The sequence below is a fragment of the Paraburkholderia sp. WC7.3g genome (genome assembly GCF_050436345.1).
GTDB lineage: Bacteria > Pseudomonadota > Gammaproteobacteria > Burkholderiales > Burkholderiaceae > Paraburkholderia > Paraburkholderia podalyriae.
The window spans coordinates 1,556,813-1,573,388 of record NZ_JBNDMA010000002.1; the positions used below are offsets into that span (position 1 = coordinate 1,556,813).

Genomic DNA, 16,576 nt, shown 5'->3' on the forward strand with positions numbered 1-16,576 from the left:
TAGTCACCCGAGTTTAATCCGATCTACCAGATGCTCGGAGTTGAGATACCCTGCGACTGCGGGATGGACGCTTTCTTCCCATGCCGCGTCGGAAGATCGCATTTTTTGTCTAATTTTGGTGCCGGAAATACCTTGAACCGCGCTTTCCCAAAGCACCTTCACGTCGTAGCCATGTTGCCGCAGAATTTCGATTTTTTTTCGATTCCAATCGTCGCGAATTGTAGTAAAGCAAACAACGGAGCACGGAATGATGTCAAGTAACTCGTCTGGACGGTCAATTGGAAAACGAGAAAATGAAAACTTATCGCGAGAGACGCCTTCGCCTGTGAGCATTCGTTCCATAGCAACGCATCGCTCAACGTATGTGAGCGGATTGTCGGCTTTTTGTGATCGATGTGGGTCCGCCTCGCAGTCATCCAAATATGGCGCGTCTGGTTGAGCAATTCCGATGATCAGATGCTCCACTTTAGCCAAGGCAGCTCGAATGTATTTCAGGTGGTCAAGATGTGGAGGCTGAAAGCGGCCGTGAACACATCCTTGTGGAAAAAGTTTAGTTTGCATTGTCTTTTTTCTCCTCTGCTTCGTTCCAATTTTTCTCGAAGTATTTCTTTAAAGATACGTAAAGCGTTGGTTCGCTTGCATTCGGAAACCCAACTGCCGATATCCGCAACTGCGGCAAATTCCGACCTTGATCTTTCTCGCCCGTGCTGGGAGAGAATGGGCTTACGAGGCAAGCATTATCGGCGAAAAAAAGCCGGAATGGCTTGACATCTTCCATCGTAATCGGTTGGTAGAACCGCAACTTCATGAAATTTTCGTTGTTTTGTGCTAGGGTCTCTAGAAATAGCACGGATCCTTTGACATTTGCTGCGTACCCCGTCGTCCCGTCCATTTTCTCCAGACCTTGAAATATTGACTTAGCATCCGGATCGACCAATAACATCTTAATTGGCTCGCTAGAACGCGCGGCGATTCGAATCGCCTCTCTTAGCTCAGGCTCTTCTGCCGTGAGTTTTGAAGCGCCTATCCCCAAAAACTGGAACCCGGCTCGGGCGCTTTTAAGGGCCGCCTTGTAGTTAATGCCTGTAGCGACGCTATAGTCGGCGTCAGTGATGCCAAAACGACGAAGCTTCACAATGTAAACGATTGGCACAAATGCCAAGACGAGTGGCAGCACTACCATAAAAATTTGTAAAGGTTCAATTGCGGAGGATCCGCGCCATCCAGTGAATATATGTAGTGCCGCTGGTACTATCGTCAATAGAGACAGGATCGCAGTTGCGCCCATGGCGGCCTGAAAGTCTCTGATGCCAATTTTCCTATGGCTGGAAGCCAAAAAGAAAATCAGTTTTAGCGCATATTTGAGAATGAAATGCATATTTATTTATTTTTTTAAAAAGAGTCCATCAATATCCATGACCAGTTTTCAAAATCTTCCCTTCGACTTTGAATTTCGCTAAGCGTTTCGAATTTTGGATGTAGGAGGAAGCCTCTTTCGCCGATTGTGAAAGAGGGAATGTCAATCGAAACCTCATACACCAATCCTAGGTGCTGGGTGCTGACAACACGGGAGTCATCATAAATAAAACCCCGGGATGAAACGGATAGATTCGTGTCAACAATCAGTTCCTCGCTTAATTCGCGGAGAATATATGTGCAATCCGAAAGGTCATCGTCCTCCGAAAACAGATCCAATGTAAGCTGAGCAAAGTCATCCATTGAAAGATGACCTCCTAGCATCATTGAATATTCTCCCCGTAGTCGACTTTCTGGAAGCCGAGCACTTCTCATGTGCGTCAAAAAAGCTGAGCCACATCTTACCAAGAACACAGAAACCAATTGAACGCAATCGAAGGTCTCCTCTGCTTCACGTCTACGCATCGGCTTCGCAAGCGTAGATAATTTAAACCTGTCAATTACACCCGGGAAATAGCCAACTCCAGGAATAATTTGAGATAGATCATTGCGTGATATGACAGCGATATCTTCGTCAAGCTTGCTCTTGACAAAACGGGTTGCGATATATTCGTCGGCATCGTAGTCGCGAAGCGCAAACGACCCTTGGTATACACGCTTGAACCGCGATCTTTCGCCATTATTAAGGATGTCAGTAGAAAGCTTTGACTTCATTGTTTGCCAAGGCGTCTTCCCCGACGAGACTAGCATTCCTTCAGCCATAGCTCGGCCGACGATATCTCGCGCTGATAATGGACGATTTTCTGCTTTCAAATAATATTCAGCGACATCGAGAAAGCTTAAAGACTCTTCGCCACTAAGCTGGAAGTGATCTTGATCGGCGCTTGCTTTCTCAGTGAGACTACGGTTACTCATAAAATGGTGACCTCGCCGATCTTGCCCTTTTTGAGGTTGCCGATTTTGAATAATTCAATGCCTGCTTGTTCGAAGTCTTGCTCAAGCTCCTGTGATTGCTCGCGTGGATACGTGAACAAAAGGCCGCCCGCGACTTGGGCATCAAAAAGCAGCGCCGACTTCTTATGTGCGCAAGCGCTGAGAGCATTCGAAAATCGCGAAGCAAATTCCACGTTTTGGAAATAGAGACTCGAAGTCGGATAGCCTGCCTCCTCAATCGGAGTCACGGATGCAAAAGCGGGCAGTAGGTCAAAGAAAATTTTGGACGCGCTTTCGGTACGCAGCATTAGGCGATGGAGATGATTGACCAAGCCGAACCCAGTTACGTCTGTGCAGTACGTTACACCGGACCGATACAGAAGTCGCGCGGCCGTCAGGTTGCTTTGTAACATCGAGGATTTTGCGTCTTGGAACGAGTCATCCTGCGCATCTTCCGTCTTCCAGAGCAGCGTCGCCACACTTGTGCCGAGACGCTTAGTGACAAAAATCGGGTCACCATGACCAGTAGCGCGGACCGTTTTTCTCTCACCTCTCATGGGGGTGCCAACTACGGTGAATCCAAGCGAGAGATCCGATTGCTTTGCCAACGTGTGGCCACCTATTAGGCAAGCGCCAGCGTCTCCCAATTCGCGCACAGCACCGGACATCATTTCAGTGACTTCGTTTCCTGACGCCTCGACCCCATAGGGGATTCCGACGACAGCAAGTGCGAACGTGGGGAGGCCAAAAGCAGCGTAGATGTCACCCAGTACGTGGTTCGCGACTATACGGCCAAAATCTTCGGGTTCGTGGACCATTGGGAACAATACGTCGACGGTAGCCATGCATTCCGCGTCGCCGACCCGAGAGCGTCCGACATCGGGAAAAGTCTCACCTAGTTTTCTTATGCTAGATGAGTTTGTATTGGCTGCAACGCTCCTCAGCATTGCCGTCAGTTCGCCCGCATCTGCTTTTTTTGAACATCCGGCATCAGTCGCAAGGTCTATAAATCGTTGCGCGATTTGTTGTATCGCCATCTTGTCTTTCAATCCCGTAAGCTCTGTGCGATTGGAAAAGTAGTGAGAGTTTAATGCGTATGGGCGGTTCCAGTGATGGAAAGCGTTGCAAACACAGACGGAGCTAGCACGACGCGTCGAACTGCCCCGCAGATATCGCTTTCGTCTGCGGTCAACGGTTGGTGAGCGATGTTCGCTGTTAAGTTTTTGGCTACGTTGAGCCGATTGAATTGAATTGTGGCTGGGTACGGTGGAAAAGAAACGACCGTTTTCTTGCCGGGTTAGAACACGGCGGAAATGTGGAAATAAAGTCCTTGTTTCTGGATTTGTTTACGCATGATATTATTTCCACGTTATCTTTCCATTGAGCGCGCCATGTCCAAGACCTTCCTTTACGCCCGCGTCAGCACCAACGAGCAGACGACTGCGAATCAGGTTTTGTTGGCCGAGAAGGCAGATTACGTTGTCGCTGACCGTCACGTGTATGCGGAGACGATCAGCGGTACGGTCGCGGCTATGGATCGGCCAATGTTTGCCAAGCTGGTCGGCAAACTCGACGAAGGCGACAAGCTTGTGGTCACAAAGCTGGATCGACTCGGACGGAACGCGCGCGACATAGATGCGACGGTTGCGATGTTGCGAGACATGAAGGTCGCGGTCATTGTGTTGGACCTGCCGGTAATGGAAGTAACGAGTGCAGCCGGCGATCTCGTAATGCGCATGTTTGCGGCGTTCGCTCAGTTCGAACGCGATCAGCTGGTCGAACGCACGCATGCTGGTCTCGCACGGGCCAAGGCAGAAGGCAAGATTTCCGGCCGCCCGTTGTCGCTGACGGCCACGCAACGCGCAGAAATCAAAGTTAAGCTCGCAGCGGGCGCGACCGCGCGCGGACTTGCGAAAGAGTACGGCGTGAGCCATCCGACAATTACGAAGGCCGCGGCCCACATCGCGTAATTGGCCGAGCTTTCGCTGCTCCCGTAAATGCATGCGACGGTAGATCGATGGAGCGCGAGGGCAATACTGCCGGATAGCCTGACAACGATCCATCACGTTCACCCACTCGGATCAGACTTTGCTCGCGCAGGCACATCCATTGATTCGTTACCGGGTTTGGGGGCTTCGGTGTCTGGCGCAAACGCGACTGCTTCAAATACAGAGATGTGCATGAAGCGTCTAGTCGTATCGCGCCGAGCCCGGACGGACTGCTAATGGGCAACTGCCGAATTTTTCGTTTCGGCCACCCTGAGACGTTCAGACGTTCGACATTGGGGGCCCGAATCGTTGACAATCGGTGACTGCCCACTGTGATATCTCCGAGTCTCGGCCACAATCATGCTCAACTCGCTTAACGGTTTCTCTCGATCACGCTCGCCACCCCGCTCTCGGCCCTAGCATAAGGTGGTGATAATTCAGACTACGATCAATGCATCCTGCATTCATTGGCAAATAGTCAGAGCAGCTTTGCGGCTCGCGAGATTAGCAACTCGTGCGACGCGCTTTACAGAAATGGCGCAATGCTTTTGCCGCGCGAAAGAGCGTATCACTTGTGTGATCTGCAAAATATGCAGAGCGTGAGAGGAGCATTCGCGGTCAACGAGATACTGCATGCATGCCGACGTCAAAATCAGATGTAGGACCGACGACGTTTGGCAGGGACCGGAGGGAGAAGGCCGGCGAGGGGTGATTCAAGACTCCTTTGGTCATGCCCTCACTGGGTGCCTTTCGTGTAGCGCAAACCAAATTTCTTGAAGCTTTTTGGGCAGCGGGCAAGAAGCCGGATCCGGACCTTATGTGCGCCTCCGCTCGGGCTCGGAAGCATTCCTGAGCCGGCATTGCGGGTTGCGTTGCCCAGCGAACAGTTGCAGGCGCAACCAACTGTAGACTCGGCTCGATCCGATCATGACAAGTAACAATCATGAAAACTGCCTTCGCCGCGATAACAGCTACCGCCGTAGCAGTTTTAATCGGTGGGTGCGCGACAAATCCATCGAGTGGCAAGGTGACAACAAGCCACGCGGCAGCTAAACCCACCGCGTCCTGTCCCGATTGTCTGACCTGGGTGATTTATACGGTCCCCGAAGGGGCAAGCATTTTCACAGCAGGGACGTATATCGGAGAGTCGCCATTGGCCGTGGCAACATTTCCACTCACGCCATACGAGAAAGCGTCCGGTATCGTGCAGTCGCCGTTTACGGTGGTGTGGCCCAGCGGTGCGATATGGGATGGAAATATTGCTGAGTACACGCCACCCGGACAGCCTCTCAAGCCCGCCGCGGTGTCGCTAAAAGAGCCGGCCAAGCTGGACGGCCCTTATCAGGACTCCCTGCACGCACTAATGATGGAACCGCTCCTGTCGCAGGAGGACAAAAGGCTGCGCGCTCAGCAGCAACAACGTATCGCACAGAAGGAGGCGCAGCAGGAGGAGGTGGAGCGGCAGGCGCAGCAGGAGGAGGCACGTCGACAGGCGGAGGAAGAGCGATTGGCCGGACAGGCGGCCGCGCGAAGGGCCTGGCTACAAGCTCAGCGGCAGGCGCAGCAGGAGCGGCAGGCGCAGCAGGAGCAACAGGCTCAGCAGCAGCAACAGGCTCAGCAGCAGCAACAGGCTCAGCAGCAGGCAAATTCCGGCCCCTCAGGCGCGGATATTGCCCTCATGCTGCTCGGAGGTTTCGTGTCCGGTGTTGTGCAGGGAATGAATCATCCCGCTCCGCAAATGTTCAATTGCAGGTCCGATACCAACGGAAATACGACGCGCACGAACTGCTACTGACAGCGCCCCCATCCGATTGCGCCAACTGGGTTCGACTCACCGGAATCGGGACAGCGAGTACGGGTCCGAAGCGAACTTGTCGATGAGTGCCGCGTCCGGGATATCCGGCCTGCTGGTCCCAACCGCCGGCTGCGGGTCAGGAAACTCGCAGAGCGCTGGCCACCTGTCCATGCTGGTTAACATCGCGTCGATCCGCGATTCAACGTGTTCCGTTTTGTTCATTTCGCTACCTCGATGCGCGCGGCGCTCAACAGTTGACGATTGCAGCCCTGAGATTCGCAAGATTTAATTTCGATTGCATTCATTGACCTCGCCCCGTCGAAACGTACGGTGAAGGGTTGCCAGGTTGCCAGGTTGCCAGGTTGCCAGGTTGCGGTGGGCAGGTGCCTGTAGGATTTCGAGCGTCCTGCCCCACAGGTGTTTTCGAGACCCAGCGTAAGCACTTGATTTTCAACAGCCAGTTCCGCGCCGGGTCAAACTCAGAACTACGACAGTTGCTAGGTGCCTAGGAAGCCTTCGATCCCGAAACCATATGTCAGGTGACAAGCTTGCCACCCGCTAGGCGCAGGCGCGGCGCTAGCTCCGACCGCGCCCCACACGCCTCGGGGCATTACTCTCATATCGGGCTTGCTTGGCGCGGTCTTTGGTCGCGTTCCATACCCGGTACTGAATTTGTCCTGTCCCATTGCCTCTGATTGGCTATCAGTTTTGTGTGGTATCCAAGCGAGCCGCAACGTTCTGGGTCTGTGTAATGAGGGTCATCGTATTGATCTGATAGGTGTACCACGTATTCAGACAGGCGACGTCGTTGCAACGCTTCTCCCGGAAGTTCCACTGCCCCCGCATCCTTTCCTTTAGAGCATCCAAATCTACAGGAGGAATTGCGTTTTTGGCCGCCGTTACGGAGTTAGCGAGCTTCACGTCTGCGATAGCAAGTGCTGGCGTGTGGCAAATCAAATATTCATTTTGCGAGTGGCTCTGTCCGCAGTCAAAACTCGCTTCATAAACCTGATTTGGATTCGTGTTGAAATTCGTAGCAGGGTCTGTCTGTTGAGTAGCAGGGGGTTGTGTAGACTGAACCTGTACTGGCGGTTGCTGCTCCTGTGCTTGTACCGCGTCTGCCCCAGTCGCCACCTGCGAAGAAGCCTCAGCCGCATTGGCTTGTGGCTGAGTGCTGTCCTGTTCGACGTTCGCCGCAGGCGCGCTGCTAGCGCTCTCTGGATTGGCTTGCTGTACCGCAGACGTCCGCACAGTCGTATCCGGAGTCGTGGACAGTTCGTCATGTGCCGGAGCCCTTACCGACGTCGAAATCGGTACATCCGACAGTAGAGTAGCGAAGATCGCGAACGCACCGACCGAAATAATGATAACCAGACGTTCAGTAACGCGCGTGAGTCTCGTCTTCTGCCCAGCCAGTCGCAACGCAGAGTCCTCGTTACAGTAGTTCACCTGCGCAAACAGGATACACATGCCGAGGAAGCTGAAGGTGCCGAACGGCAGGAACGCGCCCCAGAGTGCCGCAAATCCAACGGCCAGGCTGTGGATTCCATCATTGTGGAAGACCATGCCAAGAGCTAAAGTCGGAAGTGGTGTACGGGGGAGTTGAGGCGGGAGATTGTAGGCGGTGGAGGTTTCAGCTGAGAATCTGATTGTCGAAGTCGGAAACCAGCAAACAACAAACCATCCACCATGAACAAGTTTACGGAAAAAGAAGTCGTTGGTCTATCGGGAGCCGGTCTGGGTCTGGACGAACTGGTGCGGCACGGAGCCCGGCAGGTGATCCAGCAGGCGATCGAAGCCGAGCTCGCGGCGCTGCTGGAGCGGTTCGAGAACGTCAAGACCTTGCACGGCCAGCGCGCCGTGGTGCGCAACGGCTATCTGCCTGAGCGCGAAGTGTTGACGGCGGCTGGGCCAATTGCCGTGAAGGTCCCGAAGGTTCGCGATCGATCAGGATCTGGTGTGAAGTTCAATTCGTCGATTGTGCCGCCGTATGTGAGGAAGTCGCCACGCGTGAGTGCTGCGCTGCCGTGGCTGTATCTGAAAGGCATCTCGACAGGCGACATGAGCGAGGCTCTGAGCGTCCTGCTAGGCGAAGATGCCAAGGGTCTGTCGGCCAATGTGGTGAGCCGCCTGAAGGCGCAGTGGGCCGACGAACATGCCAGCTGGAGCCAACGTGATCTGTCGAAATCGCACTACGTGTATTGGTGGGTCGACGGGATCCACACGGGGCTGCGAAGCGAGAATTCGGACGGCCAGTGCCTGCTGGTGATCATCGGCGTGAGGCCGGATGGGCGCAAGGAGCGCGTGGCGATCGGCGATGGGTACCGGGAGTCAAAGGCGTCCTGGCAGGAACTGCTGCTCGACCTGAAATCGAGAGGCCTGCAGGCTGGTCCGCTGCTGGCGATCGGCGACGGCGCGATGGGCTTCTGGGCCGCGCTGGAAGAAGTGTTTCCTGCGACGCGAGGCCAGCGCTGCTGGTTCCATAAGATGGGCAACGTGCTCAATGCGCTGCCGAAGTCGCAGCAAGGCAAAGCCAAAGCAGACCTGCAGGCGATCTGGATGGCCGCGACGCGCGCTGACGCATACGCCGCCTTCGATCGTTTCGTGACGGTCTACGCGGCGAAGTATCCGAAAGCCACCGAAACGTTGAAGAAGGACCGGGAAAGCCTGTTGGCCTTTTACGATTACCCGGCGGAACACTGGCAGCATCTGCGCACGACAAATGCGATCGAGTCGACGTTCGCGACCGTGCGCCACCGCACCACGCGTACGCGCAACTGCGTGTCGCGAGCGACCTTCCTGGGCCTGGCATTCAAGCTGATCGAGGAAGCCGAGAAAACCTGGCGCCGTATCAACGGCCCTGCACAGATCAAGCTGCTGCTGGAGGGCATTGCCTTCAAGGACGGCGAACAGGTGAAAGACGATCAACCGGTTCAGCAGAAACTCGCCGCCTGAAAGCGCCTGCCTTCAAGTTGCCCATACACCACTCTTGACGTTAGCTCCCATGCCAACGCCGACACCTGTCAGAACCAATAGCAGGTAGTGGGCTGCGAGCATGACCCAGCGGCGCGTGTACATCAGGTGCGCACCGACCGAACCTAGGAAAAACCAGAGGAGGTAAGCGGCAAAAGCAGAGCGGGTCTGTGCCTGCTGGAGATTGCGGTGGAAGGCGTGGTCGCCGATGGCTTGCGCCGTGGTTTGCAAAGTATTTTCGTTCATATAAATCTATGGCTTCTCTTTAGTTGATTGAATCGACTGGCGGCCCAGCTGCGATAACGGCAACAAGAAGCCATTTCTTTAGCCTTGACGTGATCCATGGCCCACGTATCCATTAGAGGCCTGAATCATTTTTGGGAGTTTTGGCCGCAACATATTCGCAAATAACTCTTTGCCGAAGTAGACTCGATATAAGCGAGCGTCTATATGGTCAGAGTGCGCTCGCAGACAAATCAAGCCGATACCAAATTTGGGGGAATCACCTTGACTTTCAGCGATGCTTGGATCGGCTCAGTCGACGATCAAGAGTTTGCCGCTTTCTTGGCGCAGTCACCGCGCTTTCGCTTTCTCCCTCCGCCACCAAGTCCCTATTGGATTACTCATACGTCAGAAATATAGCGGACAGATTGATGCCTAAAAAATGAGCGAACAAGGCACGGATCGCGGCTAATTTGTGAAAGCTGCTCGTGAATTTTTGAGCCCAACTTTTCACCTTTTTGAAGTGGGCGTCGCGCGACGCCGGTCCGCTTGACGTGACTCCACACCAGTTCATCCGGATTGAGGTCCGGTGCGTAACCGGGCAGGAAATGTAAAGTCAACTTGCCCTGCGTACTAGCGGCATAGTCCTTAACGACGGCTTTCTTATGCGCTGGCAATCCGTCGACGATCAAATGAACCGCTCTTCTCCGATTGAACATCAACTTCTTGAGCAGTTCCACGAACAACTCGCCGCTAAGTGCCCCTTCATACGTTGCAAACCAAAAAGCGCCCTTCGAATTAACAGCGGACGCGGCGCTCATGCTTTGCCGTTCGCCGGGCCGCTCGACCACCGGCGTCTCACCGCGCGGCGCCCACGTCCTGCCATGCACCGAGTCAGCACGGAAGCCCGATTCATCCCAGAAGAAGATGTCCGCCTTCTGCTCGCGAGCCTGCCTGGCAATGCTCGGATAGGTGTCTCGCTGCCAACGCTCGATAGCTTCCGGATCACGCTGGTAAGCACGCTGCAACGGCTTTTGCGGCGTCAGGTTCAGACGGGCGAGCATCGCACCGATCGAAGCCAGACTCAGCGTGACGCCGAATTTCTGTCGTACCAGCTCACGAACCAGGTTGCGCGTCCACAAGCCAAAATCAAACCCGTACTGCATTGGATTCTTGCCATTAACCCAGCGCATTACCCGCTGCTCCTGCGTCGCAGTGAGCGTACGTGGGCGACCTGTGCCCTTGGTCGAGCGCAGCGCTCGCACACCATGACCACGGCCTCGCGCCTGCGCCCTAATCTTGTACGCCCACGAGCGATGCATCCCAAATGACGCGGCAACATCATTTGGATGCTCGCCTTCAGCCATACGCTGAACTGCAAGGATACGCATCTCTTCGAGCGTGTTGTGAGCCAGACTCCGGCCATCTCGTTTCATGGGCGATGCTCTCAATAGCTATCGCTCAAGCATAGACCATCTGTCCGCAAAATTCCTGACTTATGAGTAATCACGTACGGGGGTGGGCAACGAAGCAGGGCCTAGCGGTTGGATACCCAGGGGACGACAGCCTGGAGATCCATGTGCTGGTCACGCGGCGGCAATTGATGCGGTTCTTCGATGACATGTTTGGGCCTTTGAAACCAGGCGTCGATTGCTCGGCCTTACGCGGGTACATTGTTAACAAGTGCCGAGACGACCGTAGCTACTTGATCGCCGCGGACGAGTTTTAGGCTGAACGCGTTAGACGTCATTGGTTTGTTGGCGAAGCACCTTCCTGCAAGGTACCTGATTCGCGTTCACCGCGTGAATGCGCGCAATCTCCGCTACGGAACGTCCACTGGATAACGTCTCTTCGACGATCTGGCGCTTCTCGTCCTGCGTACGCCGACGATACTTGCGCGGGCCATTGACTTCGGTGGATTCGGTCACTGTGTCCATGATTCCTTTGTGGACACAGTCACACTCGTGCCCCGTGGATAGCATGGCGTCGCCCCCGTCAGGCGTCTATGCGGTCACGGTCGGACGCTTACCCCAGGAACAGGTGGCAGAGCGTTTGGGTATCGAAAATGAGGCGTTCTCGGTTTTTGGAACTCTGTACATTTGGTCCATACTTGCCTTTGACAGCGCACTGATGAATATCTCTTCGCGCGAGACTGCGCAGCAGTCTCGCTTAACCCTTATCCGGTCACTGCTCGGTGATGCGAAACCCCTGATAAACGTTGCTCACCTTTGTCTTTCGCCAACGAAATCCTCGTGCGTCGAGGACTTTTTTAAAGTCCGTCGTTTTCTGAGGGCGCCGCTGCTGTTTTTTCATAAATTCTGCGTAGGATGTATATGCGATGCTCGCCTGTTCTGAATACCCGGGCGTCCATTTCACATTCCGCGTCGAGCCATTCCTTGATGGAATCAATGCTGTTTCGTAGGCGCTTCGTTTCCTCCATGACCAATGTGCAATGCGGCAAGCCCGATGTCACGTAGTCTCGTGCACCTCGTAGCGTCCAATTTAGTATTCCGGGAAATTCGTCGTTGAGTTTGTCTGCGAGATGATGATCGGCCTGATCGCCGGTGAACGAACGTCGAAATGCAATCGGCACAATACGGCGCCACATCGCGTCGTCATCGAATCGCACTTCCGGAAAGCTGTTGACGGCAAGAAATAGCTTCGCAACCGGGACAAATTCGATCTGGTCACTATAGAGGCCGCGCGCGCTGACGGCGTCGTTGCCTGACAGTTGCTTCACAAATGCTTCATCGAAGCCTCGTCCTCGCGGCATCTCAGAGCAAGCAATCATGCGTCGACCCTCGATCTTTGCGAGTGCGGGGGACGGGCCATTCGCATTATCGCCCATCCGTTGCAAAAGGCTGTTTTGGACCGTGACTCCGTAATCTCCGAGCATTGTGCGCAGAGTGTTCAAAAAAACGCTTTTTCCGTTGGCTCCATTGCCGATCAAAACAAAGAAAAGCTGTTCCCGCGCATGCCCGAATAGCGTGTAGCCGGCTATAGCGCGAAGATACCGGACAAGTTCGGCGTCGCCATCCGTAATCTGGTCGACAAAAGAAGTCCACACCGGGCATTTCGCGTTAGGGACGTATTCAACGTGCGCGCTTCGGCTGACCATGTCTTCGGGGCGCCCAGGTCGGAAAGTCTGTGTGGTCAAATCTATAACACCGTTTTTTACCGGGAGCAAATTAGGATTCGCGTCAAACTGAGATTTTGTCGCTGACAAGCTTTGCTCGTATTTCGCGAGCTCGACGAGGGTGGTCAGCGCTGCGCGCGTCTGCCACCTGTCCACAGAACTGCCACTCTTCGACGAATCTGACCTGGTTGTATCAACCAATCCTTTCACGAACTCGCGAGCCCGACGGTGCGCAGATGCTTCGTCGACTTGCCAACGATTGTCCACCCATTCGTACCATTTTCGATCTGCATAGCGAAGCTCAGACTGATAGGTTGCGGCAAACATCTCGCATAATTCGAGCTCGTTTTGCGGCATGCAAGCTTCGTTGGCGCCGGTACCCCCTCGCTGTTTTTCGCTTGCCATCCAGAAGATCGTATTGACCGAGACGCCGCTTCGCTGGCCCAGTCCGTCCCACGTCGTGCGCTGATCGTCGGCATCGTATTTCGATGACTGACGGGCCCATTGACACCACAGATCGAATCCAAAAGCATCGGGCCATTGAGAGTGGAGAGCCATTCCGACCCGCAGCCACTTTTCCCGCGGTTCGGCTGAAATCAGTTTCAGTGCTTCGGCTACGCGTGCAGCCAGATCGTCGTCAGGCTTCTTACTGACAGGCTCGCTGGCTTTGATGAGTACCGGTTTTTTGTCGGCTGGAATTTTCAATTCCATGTCCGCAACGAACTCCGTCCACGGAACGGCAGGAGCGTCTTCGTCAATGTCGACGATTTTCGCGAACGTCGGCTGCCCGTACTTCCAGTTGCGGGTCCCAGGTACACGCATTACGCGCGGCAGATCGCAGACGCTAGGGTCGCTGCCAAACTTGTGAGCTAATGCCTTCTGCAACTCCGCGAACTTTTCGCATGGCAAGTCCTTCACGCGCCAGTATGCGTGATAGTGCCCCGGAGAAGACTTCACGATACAGTGGGGCATGACAGGGCTTTTTCGGACATCACTGAGAGCAACGTCTCCATCGGTATCAATAAAGCAAGCAGTCGTTTTTAAGACGTGTTCAGCTTTCCTACCCTGACCATTGCCACGGTTGATCATAAGAGTCACGTTGTAGCCCTCCTGATTTGCTTTCGATAGGCGATCCAAGACGCTACGCGACAATTTTTTGTGAATCCTGAAATTTCGTTTATCGGGAAGTGCTGGCTTCGTAAAGAAGAACAGCGTTGCTGCTTCCTCCCCGTGAATGAATTGCTTGAAACGGATGACATCGTCTTCGTCGAAGTTCATGGTCTGTGTCCTGCGGCTGTTTCCGCCTCACTCGATCAGTGATGGAGGAGGTGGAGGCACCTACTTGATATTTTGTTAGAATAGGAAGAGAGAGAACCCCCTCCCCTCGTACAGGGAAGCGCCCGTCGATCTGCTCCACCTGCTCCACCGACGGCCACGGGTCCGATTCCTTGGTAGCCATTGTCGGTTGTCCGCTTTTACGCAGCCTGCACTCTGGTGAGCAGCCAACTTTGGATGTCATGCTCGAACCAGCCCACGCATCGAGCCGATAAGCGCACCTGGCGTGGGAAGGCCTGAGCTGAGACCGCTGCGTAGATGGTGGATCGTGACAGCCCCGTTAGTTGGATGACGTCGGGGAGTCGGAGAATCGAAAGCTCGTGGCGTGAATCGTTCATAATCTGATCAGGCATTGTTTTGCTCCGGAAGTGAAGGGTGTCAACCACGCGAAAACTTGGTGGTCTCATGCCTTAATTACTGAAGCGAACCGGACTCACGAAATTTTTTTGTGTTTTCTTCGTGCCCGAGCAGAGTGACGTGAACAACCGCGGCCAGTAGTCTTGTTATCTTCGCGCGCAACGGTATACGGGCGCAATTGGAACTCGCTTTGCTCGACTACGGTGATTGGCTGCTCATTACTGGGGCCGTACGTAACGTTGACGTACGGTGGCCGCGGTACAGGCCGAACAGTTATTTACTCTTCGGTAGGAGATTTATGCGGTGCTGTCCGCGAGTTAAAGGGTTCCGGCGCTTGGGATGTCGACGTTAGTTCGCGAGTGCAAGAACGTCGGTGTCGTTGAATCGAAACGAATTGAACAAGAGAAATCGTCGACGCAGCACGCTTGCGCGTCGCGCGAAAATGAAGGGTGGCGGAGATCGGGAAGGGCAGGATCGATATGCCAACGGCCGGTACGCGAGGACGCTGGATTTTTTGATCGAGACTGTGGACGGACGGTGATAAGCGACGGAGTGTGTTCCCGTCCACCGAATGTCGGTGCCGCAGTCCCGAATACGGCAAGTAGCTCGCTGCTGAAGTTGGAGAGCGAGTTAGTGCGCAAATCGTGAATGACGCGCGGGCGCTTAGACGCTAAATTCAACCTGGTTTGCCAGTCGGAACAAGCCGGCCTATACCACGGCCCGCTCGCTCAAATCATCGGCGACGACGAAAAACACCTGTTTCCGTGATGAATAGGAAGTGTACGTCGTCAACAAGCGTCTATAACCGTGGCGTCGGATGGGTGGACAAATAACTTACGCTGTCGCCTCACGACTGCGGGCGACTTCGTCCGCGCCCGTGCGGGCCGCCTCCACATGGTCGGCCCAACGCTGCATCATTTGACGGCGTTCTTGCAGGTATTCGGCGTGGACATAGGCTGCAGTGACCTGATTGCGTTCAGCGTGCGCTAACTGGCGGTCCACTACATCACGTGAGTAGCCCATTTCGCGGAGTGCTGTCGCCGCTAATCCTCGGAAGCCGTGCCCGGTCATTTGGCCCTTGTATCCCATTCGATAGAGCGCGTACAGCATAGTGTTGTTTGAAATGTAGCTCCGGCTCTGAGGGCTATAGAAAACAAAGTCGCGCGTACCGTTGAATGTGCGCAGTTGTGCAATGATGGCGAGCGCTTGCTGGCTGAGCGGAACGATGTGCGGTGTGCGCATTTTCATCCGCTCGGCGGGGATGCGCCACTCAGCCAAATCGACATTGATTTCGTCCCACCTCGCGCCAATCAATTCGGTGGTGCGCACAAACGTCAGCGCCATCAACTCAAGTGCCAGTCGCGTTACCGGGTCCCCTTCGTATGCGCCGATGTCCGTCATCAGCCGTGGCAGTTCAGCCGCTTTTACGCGGGCCATGTGCTGCACAGCGGGTCCCTTCTTGAGGATGACCGCGGAATCTATCTCACTTGCCGGATTGCGGGTGCACCGACCGGTCATGATGCCGTACTGGAAGACCGAGCGGCAACGCTGCAGGATACGCTTTGCCGTCTCACGAACGCCGCGCGCCTCAATCGTGCGGATTACCTGCACGAGATGGTGCGCTTCAATTTCGGTAATGGGACGGCCACCCAGCGTCGGAAACACGTCGATTTCCAGCGAAGCGATGACCTTGTCAGCGTAGACGCTAGACCACCCGTCTTTCTGTCCAGCGAACCACTCCCGTGATACGGCCTCGAAAGAGGTCGCCGCAGCCAGAATACGAAGGCGTTTGGCCTCTTTCTTTTCTTCTCCCGGATCGGTCCCGCACGCCAAGACCTCGCGCGCCTCGTCGCGCTTCCTACGTGCCGTCGCCAATCCGACCTCCGGATAAACGCCAAGCGCCAGCAACTTCTCTTTTCCAGCAAATCGATATTTGAGACGCCACCACTTTTTGCCAGCAGCGGTCACAAGAAGGTACAGGCCGCCGCCGTCGAACAGCTTCAAGGGCTTCGAATCGGGCTTTGCGTTCCGGATGGTCGTGTCAGTCAGGGGCATGGGGGTATCAAACGCGGGCGGTATCTCAATACCCCCTAAAATACCCCCAGATACCCCCGGCTGTAAATGGCTGCGGTCGGACGCTGCCGGAAATAAAAAACCCCGCCAGGCCAAGCTTGACGGGGTTTCTTGGCTTTCGCTGGATAGCTTCGGAAGCTTTTGTGGTCCCCCTGACAGGAATCGAACCTGTATCTAGCGCTTAGGAGGCACTTGTTCTATCCATTGAACTACAGGGAGAGGACCGAGCCGGACAAATCGGCGAGGACTCGGTGAGTCCCAGAGCTTGACCAGCGAGGGCAGAGTATATCAAACCGGCGCGGGCAAAAGGAGAGCCCGGCAAGGGGTGGCACGCGCAGCGACCAATTC

14 protein-coding genes, 1 tRNA gene and 1 pseudogene are annotated in these 16,576 nt (G+C 54.8%); 4 read left to right on the top strand and 12 right to left on the bottom strand.

Features of this window, described 5'->3' with window-relative positions:
• Window positions 1-3: 3 nt before the first annotated feature.
• The 4 genes from OKW43_RS18690 to selD are packed head-to-tail and all read right to left on the bottom strand — an operon-like array spanning window position 4 to window position 3,398.
• Window positions 4-561, bottom strand: a complete 558-nt coding sequence (locus OKW43_RS18690) for an adenylyltransferase/cytidyltransferase family protein (RefSeq protein WP_429448998.1) — start codon at window positions 559-561, stop codon at window positions 4-6.
• On the bottom strand, window positions 551-1,378 hold the full coding sequence (locus tag OKW43_RS18695) for a hypothetical protein (RefSeq protein ID WP_429449000.1): 828 nt from the start codon (window positions 1,376-1,378) through the stop codon (window positions 551-553). Before OKW43_RS18695 ends, OKW43_RS18690 begins: the two co-directional genes overlap by 11 nt.
• Window positions 1,379-1,392: 14 nt before the next feature.
• Entirely contained in the window at window positions 1,393-2,331 is a 939-nt protein-coding gene (locus tag OKW43_RS18700) for an HTH domain-containing protein (protein WP_429449002.1), read from the bottom strand.
• Complete coding sequence (gene selD / locus OKW43_RS18705) at window positions 2,328-3,398, bottom strand: selenide, water dikinase SelD (protein ID WP_429449003.1); 1,071 nt, start codon at window positions 3,396-3,398, stop codon at window positions 2,328-2,330. Before selD ends, OKW43_RS18700 begins: the two co-directional genes overlap by 4 nt.
• A 342-nt stretch (window positions 3,399-3,740) precedes the next feature.
• Between selD and OKW43_RS18710 the strand changes: the two genes are divergently transcribed.
• The 3 genes and pseudogenes from OKW43_RS18710 (at window position 3,741) to OKW43_RS18720 (ending at window position 6,132) form a co-directional block, all read left to right on the top strand.
• A complete protein-coding gene (locus OKW43_RS18710) occupies window positions 3,741-4,319 on the top strand; it encodes a recombinase family protein (RefSeq protein WP_429449005.1) in 579 nt (192 codons plus the stop codon).
• Window positions 4,320-4,726: 407 nt separating this feature from the next.
• Window positions 4,727-4,999: pseudogene (locus tag OKW43_RS18715) on the top strand (VF_A0006 family four-cysteine protein).
• A gap of 281 nt (window positions 5,000-5,280) precedes the next feature.
• Window positions 5,281-6,132, top strand: a complete 852-nt coding sequence (locus tag OKW43_RS18720) for a hypothetical protein (RefSeq protein WP_429449007.1) — start codon at window positions 5,281-5,283, stop codon at window positions 6,130-6,132.
• A gap of 702 nt (window positions 6,133-6,834) precedes the next feature.
• On the opposite strand, the gene OKW43_RS18725 is transcribed toward OKW43_RS18720, so the two are convergent.
• Window positions 6,835-7,698, bottom strand: coding sequence for a hypothetical protein (locus tag OKW43_RS18725; protein ID WP_429449009.1), 864 nt, complete (start codon window positions 7,696-7,698; stop codon window positions 6,835-6,837).
• Between the two features lie 123 nt (window positions 7,699-7,821).
• Here OKW43_RS18725 and OKW43_RS18730 point away from each other — a divergent pair, with 123 nt between their 5' ends.
• A complete protein-coding gene (locus OKW43_RS18730) occupies window positions 7,822-9,087 on the top strand; it encodes an IS256 family transposase (protein ID WP_429445585.1) in 1,266 nt (421 codons plus the stop codon).
• Window positions 9,088-9,099: 12 nt separating this feature from the next.
• Here OKW43_RS18730 and OKW43_RS18735 read toward each other — a convergent pair whose 3' ends face one another.
• The 7 genes from OKW43_RS18735 to OKW43_RS18765 form a co-directional block, all read right to left on the bottom strand.
• Window positions 9,100-9,351: an NINE protein gene (locus tag OKW43_RS18735; RefSeq protein WP_429449011.1), complete on the bottom strand. Its 252-nt coding sequence runs from the start codon at window positions 9,349-9,351 to the stop codon at window positions 9,100-9,102.
• Window positions 9,352-9,728: 377 nt separating this feature from the next.
• A complete protein-coding gene (locus OKW43_RS18740) occupies window positions 9,729-10,763 on the bottom strand; it encodes an IS630 family transposase (RefSeq protein ID WP_187639016.1) in 1,035 nt (344 codons plus the stop codon).
• A 303-nt stretch (window positions 10,764-11,066) separates the two neighbouring features.
• A complete protein-coding gene (locus OKW43_RS18745; RefSeq protein ID WP_429449013.1) occupies window positions 11,067-11,264 on the bottom strand; it encodes a transposase in 198 nt (65 codons plus the stop codon).
• Window positions 11,265-11,596: 332 nt separating this feature from the next.
• Complete coding sequence (locus OKW43_RS18750) at window positions 11,597-13,741, bottom strand: phage/plasmid primase, P4 family (RefSeq protein ID WP_429449015.1); 2,145 nt, start codon at window positions 13,739-13,741, stop codon at window positions 11,597-11,599.
• 197 nt (window positions 13,742-13,938) lie between these two features.
• On the bottom strand, window positions 13,939-14,205 hold the full coding sequence (locus OKW43_RS18755; RefSeq protein ID WP_429449017.1) for a helix-turn-helix transcriptional regulator: 267 nt from the start codon (window positions 14,203-14,205) through the stop codon (window positions 13,939-13,941).
• A gap of 784 nt (window positions 14,206-14,989) precedes the next feature.
• Window positions 14,990-16,210, bottom strand: a complete 1,221-nt coding sequence (locus OKW43_RS18760; RefSeq protein ID WP_429449019.1) for a tyrosine-type recombinase/integrase — start codon at window positions 16,208-16,210, stop codon at window positions 14,990-14,992.
• A gap of 162 nt (window positions 16,211-16,372) precedes the next feature.
• Window positions 16,373-16,447: transfer RNA gene (locus tag OKW43_RS18765), tRNA-Arg, on the bottom strand.
• Between the last annotated feature and the right edge of the window lie 129 nt (window positions 16,448-16,576).

Excerpts from the sequence above, each read along its gene's own strand:
- OKW43_RS18750 (WP_429449015.1), bottom strand. The coding sequence starts at position 13,741 with ATGAACTTCGACGAAGACGATGTCATCCGTTTCAAGCAATTCATTCAC.
- OKW43_RS18700 (WP_429449002.1), bottom strand. The coding sequence starts at position 2,331 with ATGAGTAACCGTAGTCTCACTGAGAAAGCAAGCGCCGATCAAGATCAC.
- OKW43_RS18690 (WP_429448998.1), bottom strand. The coding sequence starts at position 561 with ATGCAAACTAAACTTTTTCCACAAGGATGTGTTCACGGCCGCTTTCAG.
- OKW43_RS18710 (WP_429449005.1), top strand. The coding sequence starts at position 3,741 with ATGTCCAAGACCTTCCTTTACGCCCGCGTCAGCACCAACGAGCAGACG.
- OKW43_RS18695 (WP_429449000.1), bottom strand. The coding sequence starts at position 1,378 with ATGCATTTCATTCTCAAATATGCGCTAAAACTGATTTTCTTTTTGGCT.
- OKW43_RS18740 (WP_187639016.1), bottom strand. The coding sequence starts at position 10,763 with ATGAAACGAGATGGCCGGAGTCTGGCTCACAACACGCTCGAAGAGATG.
- OKW43_RS18735 (WP_429449011.1), bottom strand. The coding sequence starts at position 9,351 with ATGAACGAAAATACTTTGCAAACCACGGCGCAAGCCATCGGCGACCAC.
- OKW43_RS18755 (WP_429449017.1), bottom strand. The coding sequence starts at position 14,205 with ATGAGACCACCAAGTTTTCGCGTGGTTGACACCCTTCACTTCCGGAGC.
- OKW43_RS18730 (WP_429445585.1), top strand. The coding sequence starts at position 7,822 with ATGAACAAGTTTACGGAAAAAGAAGTCGTTGGTCTATCGGGAGCCGGT.
- OKW43_RS18720 (WP_429449007.1), top strand. The coding sequence starts at position 5,281 with ATGAAAACTGCCTTCGCCGCGATAACAGCTACCGCCGTAGCAGTTTTA.
- OKW43_RS18745 (WP_429449013.1), bottom strand. The coding sequence starts at position 11,264 with ATGGACACAGTGACCGAATCCACCGAAGTCAATGGCCCGCGCAAGTAT.
- OKW43_RS18725 (WP_429449009.1), bottom strand. The coding sequence starts at position 7,698 with ATGGTCTTCCACAATGATGGAATCCACAGCCTGGCCGTTGGATTTGCG.
- OKW43_RS18760 (WP_429449019.1), bottom strand. The coding sequence starts at position 16,210 with ATGCCCCTGACTGACACGACCATCCGGAACGCAAAGCCCGATTCGAAG.